The organism is Spirulina subsalsa FACHB-351 (assembly GCF_026130165.1).
Lineage (GTDB): Bacteria > Cyanobacteriota > Cyanobacteriia > Cyanobacteriales > Spirulinaceae > Spirulina_A > Spirulina_A subsalsa_A.
In genome coordinates this window covers 1-15,384 of record NZ_JAIHOM010000121.1, presented here as the reverse complement: position 1 = coordinate 15,384, position 15,384 = coordinate 1, and the positions used below count along the sequence as shown (strand labels likewise).

14 protein-coding genes are annotated in these 15,384 nt (G+C 47.2%); 8 read left to right on the top strand and 6 right to left on the bottom strand.

Annotated elements, in window-relative coordinates; all coding sequences use genetic code 11:
• Positions 1-68: 68 nt before the first annotated feature.
• Together K4A83_RS18640 and K4A83_RS18635 are read right to left on the bottom strand one after the other, a co-directional pair.
• The gene (locus K4A83_RS18640) at positions 69-908 is read right to left on the bottom strand and encodes a metallophosphoesterase (protein WP_265266177.1); all 840 of its coding nucleotides are present in this window, start codon (positions 906-908) and stop codon (positions 69-71) included.
• A 47-nt stretch (positions 909-955) separates the two neighbouring features.
• Complete coding sequence (locus tag K4A83_RS18635) at positions 956-1,567, bottom strand: Uma2 family endonuclease (RefSeq protein WP_265266176.1); 612 nt, start codon at positions 1,565-1,567, stop codon at positions 956-958.
• 167 nt (positions 1,568-1,734) lie between these two features.
• Between K4A83_RS18635 and K4A83_RS18630 the strand changes: the two genes are divergently transcribed.
• On the top strand, positions 1,735-1,881 hold the full coding sequence (locus K4A83_RS18630; protein ID WP_265266175.1) for a hypothetical protein: 147 nt from the start codon (positions 1,735-1,737) through the stop codon (positions 1,879-1,881).
• 96 nt (positions 1,882-1,977) lie between these two features.
• Here the strand turns inward: K4A83_RS18630 and bchH are convergent, their stop codons facing one another.
• From bchH to K4A83_RS18610, 4 genes are all read right to left on the bottom strand, one after another.
• Positions 1,978-5,739, bottom strand: coding sequence for a magnesium chelatase subunit H (gene bchH / locus K4A83_RS18625; protein WP_265266174.1), 3,762 nt, complete (start codon positions 5,737-5,739; stop codon positions 1,978-1,980).
• Between the two features lie 134 nt (positions 5,740-5,873).
• Positions 5,874-6,596, bottom strand: coding sequence for a Stp1/IreP family PP2C-type Ser/Thr phosphatase (locus K4A83_RS18620; RefSeq protein ID WP_265266173.1), 723 nt, complete (start codon positions 6,594-6,596; stop codon positions 5,874-5,876).
• A gap of 33 nt (positions 6,597-6,629) precedes the next feature.
• Entirely contained in the window at positions 6,630-8,384 is a 1,755-nt protein-coding gene (locus K4A83_RS18615) for an ABC1 kinase family protein (RefSeq protein ID WP_265266172.1), read from the bottom strand.
• Between the two features lie 78 nt (positions 8,385-8,462).
• Positions 8,463-8,774 (bottom strand): DUF6825 family protein, encoded by a 312-nt coding sequence (locus K4A83_RS18610; RefSeq protein ID WP_265266171.1) that lies wholly within the window; start codon positions 8,772-8,774, stop codon positions 8,463-8,465.
• A 228-nt stretch (positions 8,775-9,002) separates the two neighbouring features.
• On the opposite strand from K4A83_RS18610, the gene K4A83_RS18605 reads away from it, so the two are divergent.
• The 7 genes from K4A83_RS18605 (at position 9,003) to K4A83_RS18575 (ending at position 15,327) form a co-directional block, all read left to right on the top strand.
• The gene (locus K4A83_RS18605; protein WP_407810133.1) at positions 9,003-9,974 is read left to right on the top strand and encodes a DNA cytosine methyltransferase; all 972 of its coding nucleotides are present in this window, start codon (positions 9,003-9,005) and stop codon (positions 9,972-9,974) included.
• Between the two features lie 102 nt (positions 9,975-10,076).
• The gene (locus K4A83_RS18600; protein WP_265266168.1) at positions 10,077-11,174 is read left to right on the top strand and encodes a mechanosensitive ion channel family protein; all 1,098 of its coding nucleotides are present in this window, start codon (positions 10,077-10,079) and stop codon (positions 11,172-11,174) included.
• A gap of 5 nt (positions 11,175-11,179) precedes the next feature.
• On the top strand, positions 11,180-12,286 hold the full coding sequence (locus K4A83_RS18595; RefSeq protein ID WP_265266167.1) for a mechanosensitive ion channel family protein: 1,107 nt from the start codon (positions 11,180-11,182) through the stop codon (positions 12,284-12,286).
• Positions 12,287-12,411: 125 nt separating this feature from the next.
• A complete protein-coding gene (locus tag K4A83_RS18590; protein WP_265266166.1) occupies positions 12,412-12,906 on the top strand; it encodes a DUF2062 domain-containing protein in 495 nt (164 codons plus the stop codon).
• Positions 12,907-13,091: 185 nt separating this feature from the next.
• On the top strand, positions 13,092-13,373 hold the full coding sequence (locus K4A83_RS18585) for a TMEM165/GDT1 family protein (RefSeq protein WP_407810132.1): 282 nt from the start codon (positions 13,092-13,094) through the stop codon (positions 13,371-13,373).
• A 200-nt stretch (positions 13,374-13,573) separates the two neighbouring features.
• Entirely contained in the window at positions 13,574-14,257 is a 684-nt protein-coding gene (locus K4A83_RS18580; protein ID WP_265266164.1) for a DUF305 domain-containing protein, read from the top strand.
• A complete protein-coding gene (locus K4A83_RS18575) occupies positions 14,257-15,327 on the top strand; it encodes a saccharopine dehydrogenase NADP-binding domain-containing protein (protein WP_265266163.1) in 1,071 nt (356 codons plus the stop codon). The genes K4A83_RS18580 and K4A83_RS18575 overlap by 1 nt, the downstream gene beginning before the upstream one ends.
• The last annotated feature ends 57 nt before the right edge of the window (positions 15,328-15,384 follow it).

The following is a 15,384-nucleotide window of genomic DNA, read 5'->3' as shown; positions in this document are numbered from 1 at the left end:
TCCCCCCCTCCCCCGCTCCCCTGCTCCCCCTCTCCCCTGCCCCCCTGCTCCCCTGCTCCCCTGCTCCCCTATTCCCCACACCCCCGAATGAGAGTAATCACCGTTAACTCCGGAGGGCAATTGATGCGGCCGGGGAAATAAGTCCCTAACCCTCGATTAACATAGAGTTGATTCTGCTCAATAGCGTGATACCCTTGGCCCCACTCCCAATGTTTGACCACCCTGGCACATTCTCGCAAGATGGGGATATAGGGATGTAGAGATTTAGGGACATGGTGACGGACAGGCTGCATGAGTGAGGGAACCGAACCTAATCCGGGGAGAACCACTTGTCCCCCGTGGGTATGCCCGGACAGTTGTAAATCCACCCGCCAAGGTTGCAAAAGGGCGGCCGTATCGGGATTATGGGAGAGGACTAAACGGGGGGTGTCTGGGTCTAGCTGTTCCATGATAGGCTGGGGGCGGAATTCCCGCGACCACAAATCCGCGAATCCGATCACAGGCAGAGCTGAACCGAGGGGATAGGCGATCGCATTCCACAACACTTCAATCCCAACACCTGTCAGCGCCTTCACCACATGATGACGAGAAAACGGGAAATAATTATCATGATTCCCCAAACAAGCCACCACCCCACACCGACTTTCCAAATACTTCAGATGTAACGCCAAATTATAAATCGGACTCGGATTGTCCGTAATATAATCCCCCGTCAAAACCACCAAATCCGGTTTTTCCTGATTCGTCAGTTCAATAGTTTCAGTTAGAAGCTCTTCCTCTAGACGTTTGCCATCATAATGCAGGTCAGACAAATGAACTAACTTTGTCCCCTGTAACGATGGGATGAGATCGGGAATTTTGATCGTCACCCGTTCAACAGTCAAAGGTTCTACAAAAATGGGCTGCATAATCCCCTCACATCAAGAGTCGGAAAATCCGGGTTCTAAAACCAACCTTAACCCACCTGTAACACCTGAGCAACCGTTAAAGGCTCTCTTTGCCCCCATTGAGTTAATAACTCAGAAACAATCCCCTCCTCCCCTCTAAAAATCGCCTCCTCATACAGCCCTGTGACTAACCTTAACACCGTAATTTGTTGTTGCATCGGGTCAATAATCCAATACTCCCGAATTCCCCGCGCTTGATATTGAGCGCGCTTATAACGATAATCCCGCTCCTCATTTTCTCGCCCCGGACTGACCACTTCCACGACTAAATCAGGGGGCGGCATTTCTGATAAAATTATCGAACGAGTTGCCCCACTCATCGCTTGCGCTAATTCCTCAGTGAGTACCATCAAATCCGGTAGCCGTACCGTTGCCCGACTGCCCATAACAGCAAGTTCTGTGCCAATTCTTAAGCGATAAAATGGCAGACCTAACTGTAAAAAATATGCCAATAAAAACATGGCAATGCGTTGATTAATATCACTTTCACTAGGCATATATAAAAGTCTCCCATCCTCTAACTCATAACGGGAATCACTGCCATCATCGTATTGGAGAAACTCCTCCAAAGACATCTCTTTCGATAATGTTGCTTGGGGTGGCTGAATCGTCGTAATCATACCTCTTCTCTCCCCTAACCTGAGTTGCGTCATCTTTGCCTATTATAGTGGCTCAAGAAGCAGGCAACAAATACAATCCGGGTTTAGCATCAGCACTCGGCAGCAATTCATGGCTACTTTTAACCCCTCATTTATAATGGCGGGAGAGCTTGGGTCTGGAGAAGGTGATGCAAATTACCTTAAACAAGCAACAAGAGGAGTTTGTCGCTGCCCAGTTAGCCCAAGGTAATTTTAGCTATCTTGATCAAGTGGTGAATGGTGCATTTAAATGGCTAGAAAACTTGCCAACTGAATACAAAGACTGGCTCACCTAAACCCTTGCAAAAGTGGAATCGACTTGATGCTTTTGTCCCGGCACAGGAAGCAGGAAAAACCGGGTTTCTGAGCTATTTTTAATTCCCATTACATCCCTAAACTTTCACCCCTTCTAATTCCTCATCGGCTAAATCATATAATGCTCGCAACTTCTCTAATTTCTCCTCACTCGCTGCCCAAAAACCTCGCCCATTGGCTTCTAACATTCGCCCGATAATATTGCGAAACGCTTCGGGATTGGCTTGACGTAATTTAGCGGCCATTTCTGCATCTAAAGCGTAGGTTTCTGCGGCTTGGTCATAAACCCATTCATCGGTAAAGTTAACAGTTCCGCCCCAACCAATTAAGGCGGTCATGCGTTGAGAAATTTCGTAAGCACCCCCACTGCCTTGATTAGCCATTGCTTCGGCCCATTTGGGGTTTAATAATTTGGTGCGGTATTCTAAACGTAACAATTCCTCTAATTTGCGCGGGGTGGTATCTTTGGAGAAACTTTCGACAAAGCTGGCGTTAACGGTTTTGCCTCGGCGTTTTTCGGCGGCCTGTTTGAGGGCTCCGGTGTTGGCGTAATATTCTTGAATGTCAGTTAGGCCGTATTCTACGGAGTCGATTTCTTGGACAATGCGATCGCTCGTCTGTAAGAGTTGCTGCAAAACCTCCGGCCGCGCTTGGCCTTTGTCCTGCCGACCATAACTGAAAACGTTGCGACTTTCCCACGTTTTCCCCAACTCCTCCCCCGACTCCCAATTCCCATCCACCACCTGATCATTGACCAAGGAGCCAAAATCTCCGGCCGGATTGGAAAATAAGCGAGCGGCCACATTCTTGACTCCCTGAGCTTTTAAGGCTAAGGCGTGTTTACGGATAAAGTTCTGCTCTTCCGGCTCCTCTGCTTCGGCGGCCCGTTGGAAAAGATCATCGAGCAGTTCAATCACATTCACAAAACTATCCCGGAAAATGCCCGATAGATTGCCCAAAATATCAATACGCGGGTGGCCGACTTCCTCTAGGGGTTTCAATTCATAGCGAACAATGCGCCCAGTGCCTTCTTTTACCGGTTCTGCGCCCACTAATTCCAGTAAAATGCCCAAAGACTCGCCCTTAGTTTTAATCGCGTCTAAACCCCACAAAAGGACGGCCACGGTTTCAGGATAAGTCTGGGTTTCGGCTAGGTGTTGGGCGATGATCTTCTGGGCAATTTCTCGCCCCCTCGCATAGGCCCCAGGGGAGGGCATCCGGTAGGGGTCGAGGGCGTGTATATTGCGCCCAGTGGGGAGTACGCCAATCCCATCCCGGATTAAGTCGCCCCCAGAAGCGGGGGGGATATATTCCCCATTCAAGCCCCGTAACAGGTTGTTGATCTCGTCGCTATTCTGCATCAACAGGCGCACAATCTCGATGGCTTGTAGGGTGCGATCGCCTAAATCCGGTGTAATCCTTTCTTTCCAGTCGGCATACTGAAGTTTTAGCCAATTCTGCCACACCTCTAAAACCTGTTTAGCATCCGCCCCATTGCGAATCCGTTCCACCACCGCTAAGGGTACTTCTCGGTCAAAATAAGCATCTAAATAAGACTTTAACTCCTCACTATCCGGCACTTCCCCCAAGATGTGTAAACCCGAGGAAAACAGCCGTTGTTCAACCACTTGTAAATACTCATAAACCTTGACAAAATACCGATTTAATGCCGTAGCACTAAACAATTTTGCATTCTCCACCGTGAAGGCAATCCCCAGCTTTTCTCCCTCTTCAAAAGGACAATCTTTCTCCAAACCCCCATCCACAATTTTCTGACAAATATCATTACGGAGCAAGGTATTTTTAGCCGGATCTTCCCGATATTCAGCAATTAATTCTCGCAGTGCCATTAACTCCTTATACAATCCTGCCCGTCCATAGGGCGGCACATTATGGGAAATTAACACCCCATAGCCCCGCCGTTTAGCTAACATTGACTCCGAAGGATTATTACAGGCATAAAGGTATAAATTGGGCAGATTTCCTAACAAAATATCTGACCAGGAATACCCCGTATTCCCCAACGGAGAACCGGGCAACCATTCAACAGTACCGTGCATCCCAAAATGCACCACCGCATCCGCCTGAAAGTCCTTTTGCAACCATTGATAAAAAGCCGCATACTGGGGATGGGGCGTTAAATCTTTCTCGAACATTAAACGCATGGGATCCCCCGCAATCCCTAACGGAGGTTGAACCCCTATCCAAATATTGCCTAACTGTACCCCTCCCACTTGAAACTGATCATCAATGGTTTTAATGCCCGTTTTTGTTAAATCTTTCCAGTGTTTTTCTATGCGAGAAGTGAGTAAATAGCCTAACCACTTTTCTAAGGTACTGACACTCACATGATGATTATGGGGACGATATTCCGGATTAAGAGTGTCGGGGAATTCATCAGCGGCCTTCACCTGTTGAATTAACACCTCCCCATCTTCGGGAATAGCTCCCACATTATAGCCCTGACTTTTTAAAGCATAGAGCAGTTTTAATAAACTTCTGGGGACATTTAACAACGCGGCCGTTCCCGTTGCTCCATAGCCCGGGGGAAACCCATATAAAATAATCGCTACTTTCCGCTCAGAGGGTGGCTTTTTGCGTAGTTCAATCCACTTTTTAACCCGTCCCGTTAACCGCTTAATCCGTTCAGGAATTAAATAAATTTCTTCCCCCACTAATCCCCCTAATGGGATAGTATCAATAGCGCCATCTAGTTCCGGTAGGGCGTATAAAACCACACTTTGTAACCCCCCGATGCCTTGCCTTGTCCAGGAGTGAATATCTTGGATTAATAGGGGAGCCGCGATGAGATAGGGGACGTTTTTGGTGTTTAAAATACTTTTAGCCACTTCCACCTGTCGCCCAGCTTCCATTGACCCAGCTGGCCCTCCAACTAGGGGAAAACCAATAGTAGAAATAATGGCATCGACTTTGACTGCATCGGGAGAGAGGGAAGGAGTGGGTTTTGCCTGTTCTTGCTCGGAGTCAGTCGTTAGCCAATCCCGTACAGCTACATGACCTTCAACACCGTTAATAAAAATCGGTAGGGGGATAATTCCCGCCTGTTCAAACTGTTGAATGAGTTGGGGAATATAATTCTGTTCGGTAATAACGTGCTTGCGATATAAGAGAATCCCTGTAATGGGTTGGTCGGTGAGTTTAAACTGCTCTTGATACCAGTCTAAATAGGCGCGGGGGGAGGTGAAATAGCCCTCATATTTGGGGTGTAAAAGACCCATGTTTGGGGTTTCAATGGGTGGGGGAATTTCCTCTACATTTAGCCCTAAATATTTCTCGCCAATCGTCCAAAAGAGGGCGGACACATTTTGCTGTCCCCCGGCGTTCCAATACCCGTAAATAATCAGCCAGTTGCGTAGGTCTTGAACTTTTTGGGCGGGGATATATTTGAGGAGTTTCGGACCGATTTTGAGAAAACTAATATAGCCCGCGAGTTTGTCCTCTTCCTTGCCACTAGAAAACTTACTCAGGATAAATTTAATCGGTTTGGGCATTCCTTTCGGTTTATCCCCAATGACAAATTTTCCCAGTTGGGTGAGACTCATTAACTCTAGGGCCGACTCAAACACGAGGCGAATGGGGATATTTTGTACTCGCTCCCGTAGCCAGAGAACTTGATCATAGTCAAAAATCAGACTGGCAAAGAAAACATCGGCATGGTGTAGGGCTTGTTCCACAGTGCTGGATTGGTGGGTGAGGTCGCGATCGCTAAACACCCGCACATCCAACCCAGAACACCGCTCCATTGCCAGTTGTGCCGCTTTCCGATACAGTTCGGCGTTGAAGGTTTCAAACCCGGCAATTAATACAATCCGCTTCATGCCCACCCTCATTTCTTGATAGACGATACAGTTTTATTCTAATTTGGCTTGTTGATTATTTTTCGCAATAAATAACCAAACAAGGAAATGTGAGGAGCAGAACGGAGAACACCTTGATGTTAACACTGAGCGGATTAGTCTTGCACAACAATCACCACCGTAATATTATCGGATCCGCCGTTGTCTTTAGCATTGTCTATCAGGGCTTGAGCGGCTTCTTTACAGGTTTTAGACTGTCCGAGAATCATCTCAATGTCGGGGTCTGGCACCTCTTCAGTCAGACCATCACTGCATAATAAAAGGCGATCGCCTGCCTGCACATCCAGAGGCTGAATATCAATCTTTTGCAGATCCTTCCGACCCAAACATTGAGACAAAACGTGCCGCCACGGGTGAACACGGGCCGCCTCTGCACTTAAATCTCCCATCTTCATCGCCCGAGCCACCCAAGTTTGATCTTCCGTGACTTGTTCGAGAGTATGATCCCGCAAGCGATAAATACGAGAGTCCCCAATATGAGCGCATAGGGGCTGTGTATCCCGGAAAAGCACCACTACCACCGTCGTTCCCATATCAGCCCGTTCCGGGTGGATTTCTTGGTCCTTGAGAATGCCCTGATTCGCGTCAAAAATCGCTTTTTCCAGCAACTGCTTAGAATTCATCCCCGACTCCCAATGTTCATTGAGATAGACCTGAATTTGCCGCGTTGCAATCTGACTAGCCTCTTGACCGCCAGCGTGTCCACCCATACCATCGGCAACAATGAAAAAGCGTCCGTCCGGGTCAATATAAAAATCATCCTGATTCACAGAACGGAGGCATCCTGTATCAGTTAACCCCGTGAAGCGACGTTTCATAAACCACTTACTGCTCAATAAAGTTAAAAATCATTAGGGCATACGATCATAGCGGTCAATACGCCGCATGAGTCGGAAGACATTAATTCCTAACCCCCCTGCGGCCACAGCCAAAATAACCCCCGCCCAAACAATATTGTTCACTACAAGGATAGTAGCAGACAACGTAAAAGCACTCACTAGTAACGTATAGTTCGTTAACAGTTGGGTCGTAGCCATGCGACGCAAGAGACGGTCAGACTCACTCGCTCGCACCCGCACGCGAATATCCCCCCGTTCTAATTTTTCGATGGTATCCTCAATCCGTCGCGGCAAACCCAAGGCCGTACTACTCATTTGGGCGGCCTGTCTGCCCAACTCATCAAACACACTGTTTCCGTTACTTAAGCTACTATTCGTCATAATATCTAGTGCAAAAGGTTTTGCCACCTCCATAAAATTAAACTCAGGGTCTAGACCTTTCCCCACCCCCTCTAGGGTAGAAAAGGCGCGCATGACAAAGGTAAAGGTTGCCGGAAAGCGGAAGGGTTGGTCAAAAGCAATGTCATACAAATCATCACTAATGGCACTCACAGACTGTTCCTCAAAAGGTTTGTCCATGAAGTTATCCAGCATATATTGAATCGACCGCCGCACCGGCCCCATATCTCCCGTCGGGGTCAAGGCGCCCAACTCAATCAAGGACGAGATTACCCGGTCGGAATTCTTTTCCGCAATCCCAAACAGGGTATCCATGAGTTTTTCCCGCACATTGGCATTAATGCGCCCCATCATGCCGAAATCGTAGAAAATCAGCGACCCATCGGAATCTACCGCAATATTACCGGGGTGGGGGTCGGCGTGGAAAAAGCCATCATTCAGTAACTGCTGTAAGTAGGCCTCTGCGCCCAATTTCGCCAAAACCTTCCGGTCTAACCCGGCTGCTTCTAGGGCTTCATAGTGGCTAATTTTGATGCCGGGGGCATATTCTAGGGTGACAACACGGGGGGAGGTGTAGCGCCAATAGACCCGGGGGACTTTTACCCAGTCAATGCCTCGGAAATTGCGCCGGAAGGTGTCCGCATTGCGTCCCTCGTTGACGTAATCGGTTTCTTCCCAGAGAATGCGGCAACATTCCTCATAAACCCCTAACCAATCCCGTCCTCGTCCCCAACGGGGGTGATTCTGGAAATACTGGGTAATTCGTTTGAGGATGGCCAGGTCAATGGTGAACAGTTGTTTTAGACCCGGACGCTGCACTTTCACCACCACTTCCTCCCCATTGTGCAGTTGGGCCTTGTGGACTTGACCTAAACTGGCCGCGGCGAGGGGGGTGGGGTCAAAACTGCGGAACAGTTCGTTAACGGATTTACCTGTATCTTCTTGGATGATGGCGGCAACTTGTTCGTAGGAAAAGGCCGGAACTCGGTCTTGGAGTTTACTGAGTTCGGAGACATACTCAATGGGGAATAAATCCCCTCGGGTTGAGAACAATTGACCCACTTTAATAAAAGTCGGCCCTAGTTCTAGGAGACTTTCACGAATCCACACGGCCTGTTTTTGGCGGCGCTGCCGTCGTTTGTCGTCGCTGTATCCTCCGGGATAGGTCCAGGGTTTGCTGTCCCACCACAGTTCAAAGAGGAAGGTGAGAACAAACACCCAGATATCAAAACGCCGCCGGGTTTTGGAGTAGTTGCTCCGATTCCAGCGATACTTGTTTTTCCCGCGTTCGGGTCGAGAGGGTTTTCCGGGCAGGGCGGCCGGGGTGGAGTAGGAAATTGAGGTGGGGGTTTGGGTGAATGCAGACACGCGGTTAAATGTCAAGTAAATTTACAAAAAATATTGTTAAACGGGTCTTGAATGGAGGATAGAGGGGACAAAAGAGGGTTATTTGCGGTAAGCTGCGATCGCCGCCCGCAAACTGGCGATTTCTGCTCGGAGATTATCAATGGTTTCCTGAACATCGGCCGTCCCATTGCCGGAAGGAGCAGCAACGCCACCATTTTGGCTGACTTTCGCCAATTCTCGTTCCGCTCTCGCCGTCACTTCTTCCGTGAATTTACGGAGGTTTTCCCGTTGTTCAGCATCGAATTTTCCGAGTTCGCTGAGGGCGTTTGTCAGCTTGTCCTCTACCTTTTCGCTGAGAACTTCGGCAAAGGCCCGGCCGACAAAAAAGGCGTGAGTGACTGGATTGCTCATGATGGTAAAAGAATTTGACGTTTCGTAACAAATTATATCCGGTCTGACCGAGTGTGGGGGCATCTAGGGCAAATTATTAATAATCCATTATCATAAAAAGAGGGCAGGGATTGCCTCACAACAAGCCGGATATCAAGTACAGATGTATGATCGGGTGCAGGAATTACCCCCATTGAGCAGGGTTTGTTTCTGCTTGGGTTCTTCCCCCTCCCCCGGAACTCTATTATGATGAAATGTGTGGATTTATTCTCAGGATGTGGTGGCTTTTCTTTAGGCTTCCAACAAGCAGGATTTGAAGTGTGCCAAGCTTTTGATCATTGGAATTCTGCTGTTACTGTGTACCGGAAAAACTTTAAACACCCTAGCTTTTTAATGGATCTCCGTCAAGAAAAAGAAGCGAGTGACATCATTTCAGAGATTCAACCTGACCTAATTATGGGTGGCCCCCCTTGTCAAGACTTTTCCAGCGCCGGAAAACGAAATCCGGCATTAGGGCGAGCGAGTTTGACCCATAGTTTTGCTGATATTGTTTGTCAGGTTAAACCCCCTTGGTTTGTCATGGAAAATGTGCCACAAATTAAAAGAGCTAAGATTCTTAAACAAGTTATTGACAAATTCATTCAAACAGGATACGGGATTTCTTCAATAATTTTAGATGCTGCTTATTGTGGCGTTCCACAAGCCAGAACACGATTTTTTTTAATTGGACATTTACAGGATAAACACAATCAACTTAATGATCTCTTTAAACAAAACTTGTCTGATAAACCCATGACGATTAGGGATTACTTAGGAAATAGTCTTGGCATTTCTTTCTATTATCGTCATCCCAGAAACTATAATCGGCGAGGCATTTTTTCTATTGATGAACCCAGTCCAACCATTCGCGGGGTTAATCGTCCACTACCCAAAGGGTACAAGCTTAATTCCTGCGATCCTCAAAACATTGATTTAAGTCAAATTCGCCCCTTAACCACTCAAGAAAGGAGTTATTTACAAACCTTTCCAGAGTCTTTTATTTGGCAAGGGACTAAAACTAATCTAGAACAAATGATTGGCAATGCTGTTCCGGTTCAATTAGCCAAATTCGTCGGGCAAATAATCTGCCAATATCTAGATCAGGGATCTGGAAAAACACCCACTTTGTTTGATCTAGAGGAAGAGTTTAACCTAGCTCAAATCCCTTTACATCGTCTGTAAAATAGACTAAAGATGGTGCGTCAAGATTACAGTAATTTCTGTGTCACCTAAGTTATTCTTCTGACGCACCCTACAACTGATTACTGTTCACTAATTGACGCGATGTTAGAAAAAATACCGGAAATTACCCTAAGTAGTTCCCTCCTTGGCTACGCTTTACTTATCCTCGCTGGACTTTTACTCTTATTAGTCCTCCTGTTTTTAGCAAATACGATTAACAAACAACTCAAAAATCTATTTTCTCCCCAATGGAAAACCGCCTATCAACAAATTGTTGCCCCAGATCAAAATATTCTCTTCATTATTTTACTCCTACTCGCCAGTGATATTATTTTATTAACCCTCCCCCTCAAACCGCTCTGGGATTCTGGGGAAACTGTGCTAGGTTTAACCACTGCCGTGATCATGGGTTGGCTTGTGGTTCGCATCTTTGGGCGATTTTTTGATATCTACTTGCTAGATATAGCCATTCAAAACAGGCGAAAAATCAATAGTGAGTTATTAGTTTTAGCCAAAATATTTGCCAATGGTTCTGTTTTTTTTGTTATTACAATCATCTTCTCCCAAACCCATAAGTTAAATATTTTAGGACTATTAGCAAGTTTAGGGGTTGGGGGGTTAGCCGTTGCCTTTGCCGCACAAAAAACCCTCGAACAACTATTAGGGGGGATTGTAATCTTTTTAGATCGTCCTTTCGTCGTTGACGATTATATTGGCTTACCAGACGGCATTTTTGGACGGGTAGAATCCATTGGATTACGCTCCACTCGGATTCGTACCTCCGGCAAAGGAACTCTAGTCGTTGTTCCGAATAGTCAACTCACACAAGTGAGCATTGAAAACTTTACCGGAGCGAAAAAGGTTATTTCCTTACTGTATCTGACTTTTGATCGTAAAATTGAATCAGAAGAAAAGGCTTTTATTCGGCAAATTATTGTAGAAAGTACCCGGGATATTTTCGGCATTGACCCACGGAGTACCGGAGTAGATTTTAGCGACATCTCTCAGCAAGAAGAAAATCCCATTACTCAAGCTCAGATTAGTTTCTTTATTTTAGGGTCTGGGGAGGTGTCGATGGATTTACGCCGTCAGTTGCTAGATATTGCTAATCAAAACATCGCCAAACAGTTGAAAGAGTACGGCATCGGCTTTGCACTAGAAGAACGCACCATTAACGTTGATTCACCGATTACCATTTAGATGTCATGAGTGAGATTTACCATTTTTTAGTTAACTTTATCCCAAATTTGGAGGGTTCGGACATTCCTAGTTATTTAATTTTCCTAGCTTTTTCTTTTGTTTCCATCGTGCTGGGGAATATCGGGCCGAAGTTACTGCGCCTGCTTTTTTATCGTTTTCTGCCGAAACAGGGACAAGAAATTTATGAGACATTGACCCAACCGCTACAAGGGGAGTTAAAAACTGCAACAACCTTGATTCTGATTAATCTGTCCCTTGTTTGGTTGGAAGAATATCGCCCGGTTTATAACTTTATTCTCCCCTTTATGGAGTTAGCGGTTACTATTAGTGTGGCGTGGTTACTCTCCCGTTTATTCCGTCAATTTATGCGGGGGTATGGGATTAGTTTTATGCAGCGTGTGGGGTTAGAGGCCGATGAGTTGGTGTTACCCTTTGAATTAGTGGTGAATATCTTAATCGGGGTTTTCGCTGCGATCGCCTTTGCACGCACCCGCAACATTGATCTATTCGGACTGCTGGCCAGTTTGGGGTTTATTGCTGGGGCTATTGGTTTAGCTGCTAATAACGCACTCTCCCAGATGATTGGCACTGTGGTAATTTATCTCGATCGTCCTTTTAGTCGAGGGGAGTATATTCGTCTGCCCAATGGAATTTATGGCCGAGTGGAGTCCATTGGACTGAGATCAACGAAAATCCGCACGGCCGCGAAAAGTACCTTGATGATTATTCCCAACTCTAAGCTAGCGGACTGGGAGATTGAAAACATTACCCGGGGGAAAAAGGTAATGGTTTTGCTCTATTTGGACTTTTTACACTTCCTAAAAGAGCAAGAACAGGCTATGGTGGAACAAATCGTCAAGGCTGCCACAGATAGCATCACAGGCATTGATCCGGGTAGTACCAAAATTAGTCTCGTTTCAGTTGAGGGAAAACCGGGAACTCGTGCCAGAGTGACCTTTTTTATTCTCGGGTCTAATGAGGATTCTATTCAATTACGCAAGCGTCTACTGGAATTAGCGAATGAAAATATCTCTAAACAGTTAGCTGGGTATGGCTTAGAGTTCGTCACTCAAGATCCTACGGTGTATATTGAATCCCCGGTCACAATCTAGCTGTTTATTGGGCTAGCTGTTTATTGGGGGGAATCTTCGCTAGGCTAGATCATAATATTTTTAGATTCCCTCAACAAAGGTTAAACACGGCGATGCAGCAGTCTTCCTCCAAGCTCAAACCCTTTATGAAATCTAAACGTCTAAAACCTTGGTGGATGCGTCGTGGTCGGTACTGGTATTATCGCCTAGCCCGGTTACAGGGGAGTCCCGAGGCGATCGCAAGAGGAGTGGCCGTGGGAGTCTTTTCCGGGTTTTTCCCCCTGTTTGGTCTACAAACTCTGATCGGTTTACTCCTCGCGACTCTCGTTCAAGGTAATAAAATCGCGGCCGCTGCGGGAACTTGGGTCAGTAATCCCCTAACCTATGTTCCCCTATTTGCCATGAACTACCGGATTGGCCGTTGGTTATTGGGGGGAGAACCGATGGATTTCAGTCAAATTAGCGGTCAGTCTCTCGAACAATTGTTAGATATGGGGGGAGATGTGGCAGGACGCTTGTTTTTTGGCTGCTTTGTGATGGGTGTCATGGTAGCCTGTGGGAGTTATAGTATTACGGTTCGGCTGTTTTATCGGCTCCGGGCATCTCACCACAAACACCGGAAATATTACCTTGATGATTAGTCCGTGGGTTAGATTGAAATTTCTCAAGACCTTATGGGATAATGAGAAAGGCATCAAACCCCGACATGACAAAGATCATTGTGACTCTTACTGAACCTTTAACTGAGAAGACCCCGGAGGCTCTCATTAGCCCAGAAACGGCTAATTTGACTCAAAATGACCTAAAACCCATTACAAGGCGTTCTATGGGCTTCTGGGCAACGTTTAACGCCACATTTATCACGATTCTGTTTGCCGAGATGGGGGATAAAACTCAGTTGGCGACCTTGTTGATGAGCGCAGAATCTCAAGCCCCTTGGATTGTGTTTACGGGAGCGGCGATCGCACTGATTGCCACCAGTTTAATTGGCTGCCTCTTAGGGTGGTGGTTAGCCAAGCGCGTTTCCCCCAAAACAATGGACTTAGCGGCCGCCACAATTCTGTTAGTGGTTTCGGTTTTGCTGCTGAGTGATGTTGTACAACTTTAAGGGAATAGGGAATCGGGAATAGGGAATAGGGAATCGGAAATAATTATCAATTGTCAATTGTCAATTATCAATTCCCTGCTCCCCCTCTCCCCTGCTCCCCTGCTCCCCTGCTCCCCTGCTCCCCGACTCCCACATAACCTTGACCCTCCTTTAAGGGGGAGAGTTTAAGATGGGCTTAGTGTTGAATTCGGAGAAAAAGCATGGTTTTTCAGCTTAACCGTCTGTTCTTAAGTTCTTTAGCGATCGCAGGACTGATCACCGCTTGTAGTTCTCCTCCCACCTCTGTGGAAGAAACCCCCTCACAACAAACCGCCATGGAAGAGCATAGCGGGATGAAAGAGGAAACCATAAATCATGCAGACATGGATCATGCTCAAGTGGATCTCGGTCCGGCTGATGAAGCCTACGATCTGCGCTTTATCGATGCCATGATCCCCCACCATGAGGGCGCCGTAGTGATGGCCCAAGAAGTCTTAGCCCAATCCCAAAAGCCCGAATTATTGGCCTTAGCCACAGAAATTATCGAGGCCCAAACAGAAGAAATTGCCCAGATGCAAGAATGGCGAGAGACTTGGTACCCTGACGCACCAGAAACACCGATGGCATGGGATACGACAACCAATGAGATGATGCCTATGTCGGCTGAACAAATGAGTGCCATGCGCATGGATATGGACCTAGGAGCAGCAGATGAGGACTTTGAGAAGCGTTTCCTTAAAGCCATGATTCCTCACCACGAAGGCGCTTTAATGATGGCAGAGGACTTAAAGGCAAAGTCAGAGCGGCCAGAAATGCAGCTTTTCGCCCAGGGGATTATTGACTCTCAAGCGGCGGAAATTGGCCAGATGCGACAATGGCTGAAAGAGTGGTATGACAAAGAATAATGAGTGATTCTCGCGTGCTGATTTTGGGGGGATGTGGTCGCATTGGGCGTAATGTGGCCGCCGATGTAGCTCGTTTTACCGAGGCTGAGATTACCCTCACCTACCATCACCATCCCCCCAAAAACTCCCCCTATCCCGCTATCCCTTTAGATGTGGAAGATGACGAACAGTTACGCCAAATATTGGGACAATACCAACTGGTTGTTCACTGTGCTGGCCCGTTTCATCATCGCACGGGAGCGGTGTTAAAACACTGTATTGAGCAGGGGGTGCATTATGTAGACGTGAGCGATTCCTATGATTTTGTTCAGAAACTGCTGCCTTATCACCCAGAAGCCCAACAAGCAGGGGTAACGGCCATTGTTAGCACGGGAATTTTTCCGGGAATGTCCAACAGTTTAGTCCGCTATGGGGTGGAACAGTTAGACCGGGCAGAAACTATCCGTCTTTACTATGGGGTGGGGGGCTCCGGGGGGGCTGGCTTAACGGTGATGCGCACGACGTTTTTAGGCTTAAAAGAACCGTTTCAGGCGTGGTTAGGGGGAAAATGGCAAGAAGTTCACCCCTATAGCGATCGCCAAAACGTCACCTTTCCCCAGCCCTGTGGCTCCATTGGTGTGTACTGGTACGATATGCCCGAAACCCATAGTTTAGTGAAAAGCTTTCCGACGGTGCAAAATGTGATCACGAAGTTCGGCTCTTACCCCGATTTTTATAACCATCTAACTTGGATTACCGCCCATGTTTTCCCCAAGTCTTGGTTAATCAACGGCACGGAATTTTTAGCCCAAGTGTCCTACAACATGACCCAATTTACCGATCAGTTTAGTGGGGTAGGGGTAGCCATTCAGGTGGAAGTAGAGGGGTGGAAAGACAATCAAGCTTGTGTGGTGCGATCGCAACTCTCCCATCCCAACACCGCCCAAATCGCCGGACACGGTACCGGGGGCATTGTGCAAGGAATTCTCGCCGGAACGCTCCAAAAACCCGGCGTTTGGTCAGTCGAGGAAGCGGTTCCCACCCATTGGTTTCTACAAACTCTTGCAGAACGCGAGATTACCCTTTCCTAGGGTAGGGCTTGCTCAAAAAGTCCGGGAGTCGGGAGAGGGGGAGCAGGGGAGTAGGGG